Source organism: Chitinophagales bacterium (assembly GCA_041392475.1).
Lineage (GTDB): Bacteria > Bacteroidota > Bacteroidia > Chitinophagales > UBA2359 > JAUHXA01.
Genome location: JAWKLZ010000002.1, coordinates 322,787 through 335,614 on the forward strand (window position 1 = coordinate 322,787; position 12,828 = coordinate 335,614).

12 protein-coding genes are annotated in these 12,828 nt (G+C 39.3%); 6 read left to right on the plus strand and 6 right to left on the minus strand.

Features of this window, described 5'->3' with window-relative positions:
• The first annotated feature begins 17 nt into the window (after positions 1-17).
• Complete coding sequence (locus tag R3E32_14825; protein MEZ4886006.1) at positions 18-542, plus strand: RICIN domain-containing protein; 525 nt, start codon at positions 18-20, stop codon at positions 540-542.
• 76 nt (positions 543-618) lie between these two features.
• On the opposite strand, the gene R3E32_14830 is transcribed toward R3E32_14825, so the two are convergent.
• Positions 619-3,519 (minus strand): CHAT domain-containing tetratricopeptide repeat protein, encoded by a 2,901-nt coding sequence (locus R3E32_14830; protein ID MEZ4886007.1) that lies wholly within the window; start codon positions 3,517-3,519, stop codon positions 619-621.
• 250 nt (positions 3,520-3,769) lie between these two features.
• Here R3E32_14830 and R3E32_14835 point away from each other — a divergent pair, with 250 nt between their 5' ends.
• Positions 3,770-5,371: an RICIN domain-containing protein gene (locus R3E32_14835; protein ID MEZ4886008.1), complete on the plus strand. Its 1,602-nt coding sequence runs from the start codon at positions 3,770-3,772 to the stop codon at positions 5,369-5,371.
• A 29-nt stretch (positions 5,372-5,400) separates the two neighbouring features.
• On the opposite strand, the gene R3E32_14840 is transcribed toward R3E32_14835, so the two are convergent.
• Positions 5,401-6,657 carry a transposase gene (locus R3E32_14840; GenBank protein ID MEZ4886009.1) on the minus strand — a complete coding sequence of 419 codons (1,257 nt, stop codon included), beginning with the start codon at positions 6,655-6,657 and terminating at the stop codon, positions 5,401-5,403.
• Between the two features lie 52 nt (positions 6,658-6,709).
• On the opposite strand from R3E32_14840, the gene tnpA reads away from it, so the two are divergent.
• The gene (gene tnpA / locus R3E32_14845) at positions 6,710-7,102 is read left to right on the plus strand and encodes an IS200/IS605 family transposase (GenBank protein ID MEZ4886010.1); all 393 of its coding nucleotides are present in this window, start codon (positions 6,710-6,712) and stop codon (positions 7,100-7,102) included.
• 284 nt (positions 7,103-7,386) lie between these two features.
• Here the strand turns inward: tnpA and R3E32_14850 are convergent, their stop codons facing one another.
• Positions 7,387-8,352, minus strand: a complete 966-nt coding sequence (locus tag R3E32_14850) for a YHYH protein (GenBank protein ID MEZ4886011.1) — start codon at positions 8,350-8,352, stop codon at positions 7,387-7,389.
• 307 nt (positions 8,353-8,659) lie between these two features.
• Here R3E32_14850 and R3E32_14855 point away from each other — a divergent pair, with 307 nt between their 5' ends.
• The 3 genes from R3E32_14855 to R3E32_14865 all read left to right on the plus strand — a co-directional run bounded on the left by R3E32_14855 (position 8,660) and on the right by R3E32_14865 (position 11,104).
• Positions 8,660-9,880 carry a saccharopine dehydrogenase NADP-binding domain-containing protein gene (locus tag R3E32_14855; GenBank protein MEZ4886012.1) on the plus strand — a complete coding sequence of 407 codons (1,221 nt, stop codon included), beginning with the start codon at positions 8,660-8,662 and terminating at the stop codon, positions 9,878-9,880.
• Positions 9,881-9,956: 76 nt separating this feature from the next.
• Positions 9,957-10,640, plus strand: a complete 684-nt coding sequence (locus R3E32_14860) for an NAD(P)H-binding protein (GenBank protein ID MEZ4886013.1) — start codon at positions 9,957-9,959, stop codon at positions 10,638-10,640.
• A 2-nt stretch (positions 10,641-10,642) separates the two neighbouring features.
• Complete coding sequence (locus R3E32_14865; protein ID MEZ4886014.1) at positions 10,643-11,104, plus strand: hypothetical protein; 462 nt, start codon at positions 10,643-10,645, stop codon at positions 11,102-11,104.
• A gap of 20 nt (positions 11,105-11,124) precedes the next feature.
• Here the strand turns inward: R3E32_14865 and R3E32_14870 are convergent, their stop codons facing one another.
• The 3 genes from R3E32_14870 to R3E32_14880 form a co-directional block, all read right to left on the minus strand.
• Positions 11,125-12,099: an MvdD family ATP-grasp ribosomal peptide maturase gene (locus R3E32_14870; protein MEZ4886015.1), complete on the minus strand. Its 975-nt coding sequence runs from the start codon at positions 12,097-12,099 to the stop codon at positions 11,125-11,127.
• A complete protein-coding gene (locus R3E32_14875; GenBank protein MEZ4886016.1) occupies positions 12,096-12,359 on the minus strand; it encodes a hypothetical protein in 264 nt (87 codons plus the stop codon). Before R3E32_14875 ends, R3E32_14870 begins: the two co-directional genes overlap by 4 nt.
• 169 nt (positions 12,360-12,528) lie before the next feature.
• Positions 12,529-12,654 carry a microviridin/marinostatin family tricyclic proteinase inhibitor gene (locus tag R3E32_14880; GenBank protein MEZ4886017.1) on the minus strand — a complete coding sequence of 42 codons (126 nt, stop codon included), beginning with the start codon at positions 12,652-12,654 and terminating at the stop codon, positions 12,529-12,531.
• Positions 12,655-12,828: the final 174 nt, after the last annotated feature.

A 12,828-nucleotide genomic window follows, 5' to 3' on the forward strand; every position in this document is an offset into this window, starting at 1 on the left:
ATTAAACCTTATTTCAGATGAAAAACTTCATTTTATCTATTCTCGTATTGTTTTTTTCTTTTGAAGCCTATGCTCAAACGCAAGCCTTTGATGGCTGGTATCGCTTAAAAACACAGTTCCAAGGCGAAGGCAAATGCCTCGAAGGCAACCAAGCTACTTCTGAATATCATGGCGGCAATGCATTTATGGACAACTGCCAAAACGTAAGCGGACAGTTGTGGAAAATCGAAGATGCGGGTAATGGCTACTACCGCCTCAAAACTCAATTCCGTGGCGAGTTGGAATCTTTGGAAGGCAATCAAGCAGATTCTAAATATCATGGTGGCAATGCCTTCATGGACAAACAACAAAATGTATCTGGTCAGTTGTGGAAAATCGAAGATGCAGGCAATGGTTACTATCGTTTGAAAACCATGTTCCGTGGCGAGGGCGAATGTTTAGAAGGAAACCAAGCAGACTCTAAGTATCACGATGGAAACGCATTCATGGACAAATGCCAAAACGTGTCGGGGCAATTGTGGAAATTGGAGAAGGTAAAATAAACAAGATATAATTTAACAAAAAAAGCGATGTCTGTAAAAGGGCATCGCCTTTTTTTATTAAGAATTTGAAGCTTCACTAAGTTCCCACCAAAGCAAATCCCGCCCAATCCATCGGTTCCATCATACTATCTGCTATCAACTCCAATTTCGCCTTGCGTAGGGCAGAAGCATAACTATCTCCCTTCAATATGTACCGAAACAAAGCTTGAGTCAATCGGCTTGTACTGTCTTGTGGTACTTTGAAAAGCGAATAGACAATATTGGAGGCTCCAGCATACAAAAAGCCTCTATTCAAAGCCATCATACCTTCCCCTGTCTTCAATTCTCCAATCCCACTTTCACAACTACTCAACACCACCAAATCTGCATTGAGATTGAGGTGATAGGTTTCAGAAGTATGGAGACGGTAATTGTCTGATTGACTATCCGATTCTGTCAACTTTTCACCGTCCGTTGCCTGCCGTTTTTGTGGCGCAAGATGAATCCCCGACAAAGTGTTCCTGTCCGTTTCCTGCAAAAAACCATGCGTAGAAATCAACACATACTTGTAACCTCCAATGTATTGCTGCAAATTTTTCTTGTTGGCTTGGTCATAAAAAAGCGCAATCGCTTCTTTGCCTTGTTCCTCAAAGAGTTGATACACCTCTTTTACTTCTGCCTCAGTTTCTTCTAAATCCTGCAATGCTGTTTGGTCATTACCCGATGACTTCAATATTTGTCTTCTATGATGTTTTTGCTGACCACCACTTTTGACAACATAACCTTCTTTTTTGTCGGCGACATTTGTCTCTCCAAACTGAATGGGAGCTAATCCAAAAAAACTATCTGTTAGTTTGCTCGTTTGCTCTTGCTTTCGGTGGCTGTGCAAGAGCATGGTAGCAGAATAGTGGTAACTGATATCAAAATCTCGAATCAAATATGGTAGGTTTTCAAAATTTTTGACATCTGTGATTTGATGTTGATTGAGCAGGACATCAAAAGGCACATAATACAGTTCACCATGCGGGATGATGATGAGTTTACTGGTTTTTTGAAGGAAATCCCAAATAGGTTTTAGTAGCAAATCAAAAAGTTGAGTCGCACACTCTACAAAATATTGAATATGCCCCAACTGAATCGCATTTTGTAGTTTTTCGATGCTATCAGAGAAGTTTTCGGGTTTGGGAATCGTAGCGATTTGGTAATCATTCGAGGCGATGGCGAAAATGTATATTTGCTTGTCAGCGATGTGGTAAGAAATAAGAGCGGTTTGCTTTTTTGTCTCAAGTAAACTTTGAAGGTCTTGAATGGAAGCTGTTGAAACATCGTATTTCAATTGGTGGTATTTGGGATAATCGGTTTCAAACTGTGCAATGAGTTGGTCGTAGTTTTGTTTTTGGTGGAAATACTCGCTTTGAAGTTGTGAAAGTATAGTTTCGTCTTTTTCGTCGCCTTTTGCCTCTTGTTGGGCAATGTCATTATTCAAATCGTTAAGTCTTTTTTGGAGTGCTTTCTCTTTCTCCAAAAGGTCAGCAGGAATCTTGGCTGCTGCTTTGGCTTCATTGTCTTTCAAGTTAGAAAGTAGCAAGGTAGCTTTGCATTGCTCAGAAAAATCGAAAGTCAAGTTTTTAACATCTTTAGCATTCGAAGGAATATTGGTAAATACTGAATATTGAGGAATGGTAGGCGATGATTGATATAAAACATACGTTTCCATAGCAACCTCTATTGCTATATTATAATTATATGAAGCCTCTTCGGCTAAAGTGTGTTTAGCCCCTTCTGTTTTATATTGTTTGCGTAAATCGGCAATAAAATCACAGGCAGTTATTGCGGTAGCCAAAGCTGCCTGTAAATCTTTAGGGTTTTGGCCTTGTTCTTGGTATAATTTCAGCAAAATATTGCTTTTTTCTGAATAGAGTATGCTCAAGGTACCTGGATTGACATATTTAAAATCTTTAGGGTTTTGATAGATGTTTGCATCTTGAAAATCTGTATTCAATACTATCAGCCCTTTTTGAAAATAGTTTAATGCTTGCTCATAGTCTTTTTTCCCTTCATGACAATTGCCAATATTCAAATAAAGAGTAGCTAATTCTGAAGATTGTTTTCCATAATGAATGATTTTGATGTCTATAGCTTGCTGCAAATATTGAACCCCCAAATCAAAATCTTTGGTGTTGTGGTAACAAATGCCTATTCCCTCCAAGCTTTTTGCCACATCAGAGTGATTATTTCCTAAAAATTTTCTTCTATTTTTTAATGCTTCCTTAAGATAGATAATGGCTTTAAGATAGTCTTTCTTTCTCCAATAGGCTATTCCAAGTATATGTAAAGAAAAAGCTATTGCAGGATGGTCTGCGGCATAAATTTTTTTATTAATTACAAGTGCTTCTTCGCTGTAACGAATAGCTGTATCATACATACCTTTCTGGGAATAAATGCTCCCTAAATTATCTAAAATACCAGCAGTAAAAAAATCTTCATTTCCATGGCTTTCCCTTCTAATTTTTAATGCCTCCTGAAAATAAAAGATACCTAAATCATAATCCGTTTGGAGTAAATAGCATATACCAATATTGTTATAGCTAAATGCAAGAATAGGATTTTTTTCATCACCGTATTTTTTCTTGCGTAGGGCAAGTGCTTTTTGATAATATTTTAAAGCCGTTTTATTGTCACCGAGGTATTGATAATGTATCCCAATATTGTGAATGCTTGACGCAGTGATATAGGAGTCTTTTCCAAAATATTGTTCTGCTACCTTTAAAATGTTTTGTAAGAAAGCTATTCCTTGTTCATATTCTCCTATATCTCTATAAACAAGCCCTATTTTATTCCCAACTTCAACCCATTTTTCCCATAACTCCCATTTTTCATAGATTACAATCGCTTGCTTCAAGAGTTTTATAGATTCTTCGTATTTGGCTTGCTTGCTCAAGGTTTGTGCTTCCTCGAAAAACTGTTCAGCAAGGTTAAGGTCAGTTTGTTTGGACATTGTGTAGGTCTATTTCTTTCCATGTTTTAAAAAAAAAGTGGAGTTGGGCATAGAGAATTATAAAACGAAGATACCCATTTTCTGAAAAAACTTTTTTTTTCAAAAAAAACAAAAAAAATTTTCTCCAAACCTTACAATCCGAAAACCTCAAATCGTCTAACCAAAGCGAATTCACAAAATGGATTCGGGAGTTAGCCGAAAATCCTCTAAACAGAGTAGGCAGATCTTTTAACATTAAACCTTATTTCAGATGAAAAACCTCATTTTATCTATTCTCGTATTGTTTTTTTCTTTTGAAGCCTATGCTCAAACGCAAGCCTTCGATGGTTGGTATCGCCTAAAGACTCAGTTCCAAGGAGAGGGTAAATGCCTCGAAGGGAATCAAGCTGGATCTAAAGTACATGGTGGAGCAGCCTTTATGGACGATTGCCAAAACGTATCTGGTCAATTGTGGAAAATCGAAGATGCTGGCAATGGCTACTATCGTTTGAAGACTCAATTCCGCGGCGAAGGAGAATGTTTGGAAAGTAATAATGGAACAAACCCTGCCTTTATGGATAAAGTCCAAAACGTATCGGGGCAGTTATGGAAAATTGAAGATGCTGGCAATGGTTGGTACCGTTTAAAATCCATGTTCCGTGGCGAAGGAGAATGCCTTGAAGGAAATCAAGCAAGCTCTGAGTATCGTGGTGGGTCTGCTTTTATGGACAAGTGCCAAAACGTTTCGGGGCAGTTGTGGAAATTTGTAAAAGAAGGAACTCCTACACCTACCAAAACAGAAGCAAAACCTGTACCGACCAAACCTACCATAGATACAGGTACACCTATTCAAGGTGGTGGTACTACTAAAGCAATTGCAACCGAAAACATCAAAGCATTTGTATGGTACGACCAACCAACCAAACCCTCTTTTACACCCAGCACATCCTATCAATACAATTCCGTTGGAGGAGCTATTACGGGCGAACGCATTGGGCAGGGGCAATACAAATTGACGATTCCCAATATGGCAAAACACTATGATGGAGCATGTCATGTGACTGCATACAGCGGTAATCACTCTGCACAAGTCGAAAGATGGGCGGCATCTGGCGATAATTTGCAGATATTCATCCGTGTTTTTGATGCCAAAGGTGCTCCTACGGATGGACGTTTTTCTGCCATGTTCTACAAAGAAACCCGCCCTACTGCAAACTCAGCTTATCTATGGGCCTCAAATGAAGGAAGTCCAAACCATAAGTACCTATACAATGGCAAAGGAGCGATAAGCATGAAAAAAACAGGTACAGGGGTGTATCAAGTTACTTTTGAAGGTATCCAAATGGAAAGAGGTGCAGAAGGAGCTGGCGGCAATGTCATTGCAACACCTTACGGAACAGCTGCACGACGTATTCAGGTAGTCAGTTGGCTTGTAAGTGGCAATAAAACAGTCGCAACAGTTCACACCTACGACTTCAATGGAGAGCCTGCCGACACCCGTTTTGTATTGAGCTACAATGGCGATTGGACCAATCAAGCTGCGTATGTATGGGGAAATGCTGCTACTAAAACTACTCAATATGCAGCTGATAAAAGCTACCAAATGAACAATGTCAGCACAGATGAGAATATGGTTACCCGTTTGGGAGCAGGTAGCTACAAAGTCACACTACCAGGCATCAAAAATGCCAATGCTTCCAATGCTATTGCAGTCGCTTATGGTAACAACAAAGCCTACGCCTCTATTGAGAGATGGGGAGCCAATGGGGGAGTGAAGGGAACGGATGTATATGTCAAGACCTATACTGCTGATGGACAACCTACTGATAGCCAGTTTTCGCTACTATACACCACCAATATGGAGGTCAAATAGAATGCAATGAACAGTGACTGCTCCCACCACTAACCTAACGGTATAGTGGGGGCATCATAGGCATATAGCCCTAAACTCTCCAGTCCGAGAGTCAATATGTTTATGGCTGCATTGTGGTCACGGTTTGCCGTAAAACCACACTCATTGCAGCTATGTGTTCTAACTGATAAGGCTTTCTTTACTGTTGCGCCACAACCACTACACTTCTGACTTGTGTACTGTGGCGCAATAGCTACGACTACCTTTCCAAGTTCCTTAGCCTTATTTTCCAAGATTACACGAAAGGAGTACCAACCTGCATTTGCAATAGATTTACTAAGTCCCGATTTCGCTTTTCTGCCGTTGCGAGTAAAATTACCTTCTTCGTCTTGCTTAGGCTTGGCTTTGCGAATCATGTTTTTAATAGCCAAATCTTCAATAGCTATCAAATCATAGTGTTTTAACAACCAATTCGCTACTTGATGATGAAACTCTTGCCGTTGCATTTTGACACGGTAATGCGCTTTCTGAACCGCTTTAAGTAGTTTGTAATATCTTGCGCTTCGTTTCTTAGCCTTGGATAACTTGCGCTGCACCTTAGCCAAATGCTTTTCTCGTTTTCGGTAAAACTTGGGTAGTGGTTCTGATAAACCGCCACTGGTATAAACAAAATCATTCAAACCCATGTCTATTCCTACTGAATGTGTTAGCAAGTCCTGTTTAGGCACTTCTTTAACAGCTTTTTCAAACTGAAAGGTGAAACAGGTAAACCACTTGCATCCATCCTTGATGATGGACATGGTTTTCACGACTGCTCCTTTGGGGAGTTCTCGGTGCCGTTTTATTTTGACAAAGCCTATTTTTGGAACAGGGATATGGTTATTCGCTTTTTCTTTACCGATTTTGCGATTCATGGTAGAAAAGTAACTTGGCATATTTCTGCCGTAATCGGTATAGTTCAAGCTATTCCACTGTCCTTTTTTCTTGTATTTAGGAAATCCTGTATCGGTGTTTCCCTCTTTCTTGGATTTAAAAAATGTAATGAGTGCTTTGTGTAGTCTTCTATTGGCGTCTTGCAGCACCATGGAATAAACATTCTTAAACCACGGCTTTTCTTCCTTTAGTTTAGGCAGTAGGTTCTGTTGTTCAATCATCGAAGGAAAGGTTTTACTATCCTTGTACTGCTTCATGATTCCGCCTAAATGCCAATTCCAAACATACCGACTCATATTCATGTGGTTAGTCATCCTACTTTCTTGTTTTTGGGTAGGATAAATTCGGTATTTGTATGTTTTGGTGATTAGCATAAGATGTTGTAAATTTACATAAAATTATTCAGTGTTACAAATATTTTAGCAAATGAAATCACATTACCATTGTGTTTATGAACTAACGTATCATTTAGTGTTGGTCACAAAATATAGGAAAAAATGTTTTAACGAAAAGATGCTTTTAGAAGCAGAATCTATCTTTTCTAATCTTTGCACAAAATGGGAATGTGAACTAATAGAATTTAATGGAGAACAAGACCACGTTCATCTATTATTTTCAGCGCATCCAGCCATGCAATTAAGTAAATTTGTAAACAACATAAAGACCGTTAGTAGTAGGCTTTTAAGAAAAAACAATAAGGCATATTTAGAAAAATTTTACTGGAAGCCTACTTTATGGACAAGAGCCTACTGTATCCTATCAACAGGTGGAGCATCAATAGAGGTTATTAAAAAATACATCCAATCACAAGGTCAATAATGACGTAGCTAAATTCCTCCCTCCACTAACCTTCGGTATAGTGGGGGAATCCTTTAGCTGTTTTGTTGAAAATCTCATGGCACAGTTTTTTGCTTTGTCAAAAATCGAGTCATAAGCCAATTCAACTACAAAAGGCATAAAGGAAAAATCTTTGTGCCTTTTGTAGTTCAAAAAACTACCTCAAACCTACTTTTGAGCTTTTGTGTTTAAAAAACTTTCGCTGCCTTCAATACAAGAATAAAAACGTAAGAGGCTTTAGTTGATATAGAAGTCTTTGTAATTAGTTAGTTAGGCATCCCCTTGAAACATCCAATATTATATGGAAAATCATAAGTCCAGTGGTAATGATACATATTTATCATTTCGCCATCCCACAATACTATATGAGTATGACCATGACATTCATCTAAATCTTCAGACCAGAGAATTTCACCATCTTCACCATATGGACCATAAATTCCGAAGCCATCCAACATATAACCCATTAATTCTGAGTGGCCAGATTCATGTGGGTGAATATGATCTTGAAGATCTTTAGCTGGAAAATGATAATGGTACCTTTCTGTGCCATCCGTATGCCCGCCAAATTTATCCAAGATTTCATGCGCTGCAGCATCATTCCCAAGGGTTGATGCTCCATGGTAGATTGCACTACCGCTAAGCGAAATACCTGATGGACCGAATGGAACACAACTTGGTGTAGTAGCAACTTCAGGTATAGCTGGTAAAACGTATAACACATCATGAGCTTCAATTATATTTGGGTTCCTATCGTATTGATAAGCGATGCTCGCTGGGTCAATAGGAAAAACCCCAGTAGAATGATTAGGTAAGGCATTTCCAGTGATAATACGATTGCCATTGCCATCTAACGAAACATTAAATTCACTGAGCCAAGTCACTTCTCCTTCAACCATCGGTTTTTTTGTATAGTCCCAAGTACCATCAGAATTGGTCCAATCGCTGGAATCAGAGTTTCCAGCTCCGTCTGCAGGAAGTCCGCAAAGCCATAAGGATAAAAAATCTGGCTGTGGTTCTCCTTGATTTCTTATCAAAATATTAGGACCACCAAAAGGTAAATGAGTAAGATCAACGGTCTCATTTACAGTTGGTTCTTCGAAAACTGAATCTTGATTTTGGCAGCTGATAATTGTGAGAAAAATAATAACCGGAAAGAGAAAACGGAACACCTGCATAATTCGATTTATTTTATTTTTTATGATAATTTTACTTTTCTTCAAAGACTGCATACTGTACTCTTAGTGGTGTATTTTTGCAGTAAAAGGTTGCTCGATATTTTGATTTTATTCTTTAAAAACTGCTTCGTGACAAAGAAGAAATAAATTACAATCTTTATTCCCTTGTATTTAATTCGTGAATAAATTATTGAGTAGTATATCGTTGAAGTAAATTCTTTTATAAAGGTCAAAGGAAACATGGCAACCTTCAACAGTAGAATAAACTTTATCCACTGCGAAATACCTGAAAAATTAAAAGTTCCTACAAAAAAACAGTAGTTTCGGACTTTCATTTTTCGAACTATCAAAACAAAACACAATGAGCCACTCAAGAGAATTTGACATCATCGTATGGGGAGCATCTGGATTCACAGGAAGATTGGTAGCCGAATACCTTTTCAAAAACTACGGTAGAACTGATTCCCTCAAATGGGCAATGGCAGGAAGAAATCCAGCGAAGTTGGAGGAGGTGAGAGCCGAAGTAGCGGATCAAAGTGTGCCTTTGGTTATTGCAGACAGTCAAGACGAAGCAAGCCTGCAAAAGATGGCACAACGGGCCAAGGTGATTTGCACAACCGTCGGGCCTTATGCCAAATATGGTTCCAAATTGGTGGCAGCTTGTGTGGAGAATCAAACCGATTATTGTGATTTGGCGGGTGAAGTTCAGTGGATGCGTCGCATGATTGACCAACACCATGAAGCCGCCAAAGCCAACGGAACTAAGATTGTGCATACTTGCGGTTTTGACTCGATTCCTTCTGATATGGGTGTTTACTTCATGCAGAAAGAAGCCAAAAAACGCACAGGAAAGCCCGCCAAACAAATCAAAATGCGGGTCAGAGCCTTCAAAGGGGAAATAAGTGGAGGCACCTATGCAAGCCTCGGCAATGTGATGGCAGAAGCCCAAAAAGACAAAAGCATTTACAAGATTCTCACCAATCCCTACGGACTCAATCCTGAAGGAGAACAAAGCGGTCTCGACAAGAAAGACCTTCAAACCGTCAAATACGACAAAACCGTTAAAAGTTGGATTTACCCTTTCATTATGGCAGGTATCAACACCAAGGTAGTTCGCCGAAGCAATGCCTTGATGGACTATGCTTATGGCAAAGATTTTTTGTATGATGAGGCGGTCATGAGTGGCGATGGCATTGGTGGAAGAATCAAAGGCACCCTAACTGCTCTCAGTATGGGCGTGATGATGTTGGCAAAACCTGGCTCATTGATTAAAAAAGGAGTAGATGCTGTGCTGCCAAAACCTGGTGAAGGCCCTGACAAAAAAGCAAGAGAGGCAGGGTTTTACAACCTCAAATTCATTGCTACTTTGGAAGATAGTTCGACCTTGAATGGCAAAGTGACAGGCGACATGGATCCTGGTTATGGCTCAACTTCCAAAATGATGGCGGAAAGTGCTATTTGCTTGGCGAAAGATATGTTGCCGAATGTTGGAGGTATGTTGACTCCTTCTGTGGCCATGGGAGATGCGCTTTTGAAGCGGTTGGAGGAGAAGGCTGGACTGGGGTTTTCTATTGAAGGGTGATACGAAAACCTTAAAAAATAGCTAGTAAATTAGCTGCAATAATTTTTCTCTTCAATAACATTCAATACAGCTTAAAATGAATTCATTCAACATCCTTATGCTTGGTGCAACAGGCGCAGTAGGTAGCCAAGTAGTGAAAACCCTCTTGGAAATGAAACAAGTAGAAATACTCACCTTATTGGGGCGAAGACCTATTCCCAACATTACCGCCAAATACGTTCACCAGCACAAAGTCGACATTTTCAATCCCAAAACCTATTCCAATCTATTGCAGAATCACCAAGTAGCCATCTGTACATTGGGCGTAGGGCAACCTTCCAAAATGAGCAAAGAAGATTTTTTGAAGATTGACAAACAAGCCGTTTTGGATTTTGCAGTCGCTTGTAAAAAGGCGGGAATTCGCCACTTTGAACTCTTGGCTTCCGTAGGTATTGATGCCAATTCGTCTTCTTTTTACCTTCGCTCAAAAGGCGAATTGGTCAATGAAATCAAAGCCCTTCAATTTGAACGATTCAGCGTTTTCGAACCTTCCATGATTTTGACTCCCACCAATAGATACGGTTTCATGCAAGGTGCAATGCTGAAAACATGGCCTTTATTGAAACCTGTTTTGATGGGAGGATTGAGGAAATACCGAGGAATTCCAGTTGAAGTATTGGGAAAGGCAATGGCGATGAATGTTTTGTCCAACCACAAAGGAGTAGAAACGTTGCAATGGGATGATTTTTATGCAATTGTAGAAACAAATCTGAAATCTTGATAATGAACAGTCCTCAATCCATCAAAGAAAAACTTTACCAAGCCTGTGAAACGCACATTACCGAGCGAATCAGCCACATTAGCAACCGATTGGAGTCCATCAAAGAATCTATTCGCAACGAAACCAAAAGTAGCGTGGGTGATAAACACGAAACAGGCAGGGTGATGATGCAATTGGAGGCAGAAAACACCAAAGCCCAGTTTGCGAGTGCATTGCAGACTAAGAGCGTTTTGGCTTCGATAGATGGCAGCATCACTTCAACGACTGTCCAAAAAGGGAGTTTGGTCATCACCAATCAAGCAAAATATTACATCGCCATTGGAATCGGCAAAGTGTTGATAGACAATACTATATATTATTGTATATCACAAGATGCCCCCATTGCAGTGAGGCTTTTGGGCAAAAGTGTGGGCGATGAAATAGAATTCACTGGGCGAAAAATCACATTGAAGGAAATCTATTGAAGTGAATTCTCCAATATGATTTAACCCAACAAAACATCTGCAATTGCTTCTGATATGGGAAAGTTTGGAGGCAACATTTCCAGCCAAAAGAACTCTCCAGCAGGGTTCACCTCTAAAAATACATATTCCTCATCGGGAGTGACAATTACATCAATTGCACCATAAGTCAATTGGAAATGCGCCATCAATTGAAGTAGTTTTTCCTTGACAATCAGTGGTAAATCGTAGTTTTTCCAAGAAGCAAGCAATCCTTCACCATCTTTTCGCCAATCCATTTGAGATTTTTCAGAGGCTTGAGAGTCAATCGAAGCACAGAATACTTGATTGCCAACGACGGTGACCCTAAGCTCGACTTTTTTGGTGATTTTTTCCTGAAAAGTCATTGGGCAATAACGAAGGCTATCCATCTTTTCCAAGTCTGCTTCGGAAATTTCATTCGTGAAAACCACATTTTCTATACCATCTTCATAAATCGCAAAAGAAGCTTGCATTTTGGTAATCAACCCATTGGGGCATTGATGGTATAAATCCTTGACCGCTTTCGGACTATTGGTAAACAGCGTTTTCGGAATTTGAAGCCCTACTTTTTCAGCTATTTTCAATTGCAGTTCTTTTATCTCTGCATAGCGGATAGTAGGAATATTGTCCAAAACAAAACAGTCCAAACTCGCCAAAAAACCTCTGAAAGTGCGACGGGTTTCTTCAATAGAAGGAGCAAGAAATTTTTCATCGAGTTGCTCCTTCAATTTTTCTCCATACCGCGCCCTTCTATACCAAACAGCCGTCACTTCTGATAGATTGTAAAGGGTATTGTGTTCATCTCGATAGAACAATTGTTGTTGTCCATTGATGTATTGAGTGGTCAATTCCACATCGGTTGGATAAAGGTCTGTATTGAAGCGAATGACCTCGCCTCCTTTTTGACGAATGGCATTGGTAACCATTTCAATAGATTCATTGTCTTGCGAATAAGTTATAATGAGTATTTTTTTCATGATAATCGTTTGATTAAAGTATTGGATAAAGCGGCGGCAATAGGTTCGCCTAATTCGTGTTCAATCATTCCCCATTCTCCACAGGGATTGACCTCCAAAAAAACATACTCGCCCAAAAGTGTGCGAATCATGTCTATCGCTCCATACAACAATTGGTGGCGTTGCATCATTTGGTGGAGCAGTGCTTCAATAGATTTGGGTAATTTATAAGATTGCCATTGAGTTTCACTTACACCTGTCTTACGCCAATCTTTGAACATTGTCAATGGTATAGAAATCACCACTATGGGTGATGAGTAAGACAGTTGGTTTCATCTGACAAGACATATAGTTTAGGTTTTAGGGGAATAACCCCGATACAAAATATTTTGTATCGGGGTTCAAAAGATAATTGAAATAACAATTCAATTAGCCAATAACCGACAACGGTCATTCATCACCATCAGATGGAAATTTCATAGTTTGCATGGCTTTGACTCCACCTTTGATGTGGTTGTTTTCTTGTTCTTCCAATTGGTTTTCCAGAAACTTAGCAAAAAAAGGTTGATTGTTCATGAGATTAAAAATTAAAAATGTTAAAAAATAGAACAGAACGATTGATTTGTCCATTCAGCTACCATTGATGAAACCTCCGAAGGTTTTTGGAAAAAATAATGTACATTTTTTGAAAAAAAACTACGAACAAGGATATTGAATTAAAACGACCTCGTCACCGAAGGATTGATAAAA

Bases quoted from the DNA above. Each gene is read 5' to 3' on its own strand.
- R3E32_14880 (MEZ4886017.1), bottom strand. From the start codon at position 12,654: ATGAACAATCAACCTTTTTTTGCTAAGTTTCTGGAAAACCAATTGGAA.
- R3E32_14870 (MEZ4886015.1), bottom strand. From the start codon at position 12,099: ATGAAAAAAATACTCATTATAACTTATTCGCAAGACAATGAATCTATT.
- tnpA (MEZ4886010.1), top strand. From the start codon at position 6,710: ATGAAATCACATTACCATTGTGTTTATGAACTAACGTATCATTTAGTG.
- R3E32_14830 (MEZ4886007.1), bottom strand. From the start codon at position 3,519: ATGTCCAAACAAACTGACCTTAACCTTGCTGAACAGTTTTTCGAGGAA.
- R3E32_14875 (MEZ4886016.1), bottom strand. From the start codon at position 12,359: ATGTTCAAAGATTGGCGTAAGACAGGTGTAAGTGAAACTCAATGGCAA.
- R3E32_14855 (MEZ4886012.1), top strand. From the start codon at position 8,660: ATGAGCCACTCAAGAGAATTTGACATCATCGTATGGGGAGCATCTGGA.
- R3E32_14825 (MEZ4886006.1), top strand. From the start codon at position 18: ATGAAAAACTTCATTTTATCTATTCTCGTATTGTTTTTTTCTTTTGAA.
- R3E32_14860 (MEZ4886013.1), top strand. From the start codon at position 9,957: ATGAATTCATTCAACATCCTTATGCTTGGTGCAACAGGCGCAGTAGGT.
- R3E32_14840 (MEZ4886009.1), bottom strand. From the start codon at position 6,657: ATGCTAATCACCAAAACATACAAATACCGAATTTATCCTACCCAAAAA.
- R3E32_14865 (MEZ4886014.1), top strand. From the start codon at position 10,643: ATGAACAGTCCTCAATCCATCAAAGAAAAACTTTACCAAGCCTGTGAA.
- R3E32_14835 (MEZ4886008.1), top strand. From the start codon at position 3,770: ATGAAAAACCTCATTTTATCTATTCTCGTATTGTTTTTTTCTTTTGAA.
- R3E32_14850 (MEZ4886011.1), bottom strand. From the start codon at position 8,352: ATGCAGTCTTTGAAGAAAAGTAAAATTATCATAAAAAATAAAATAAAT.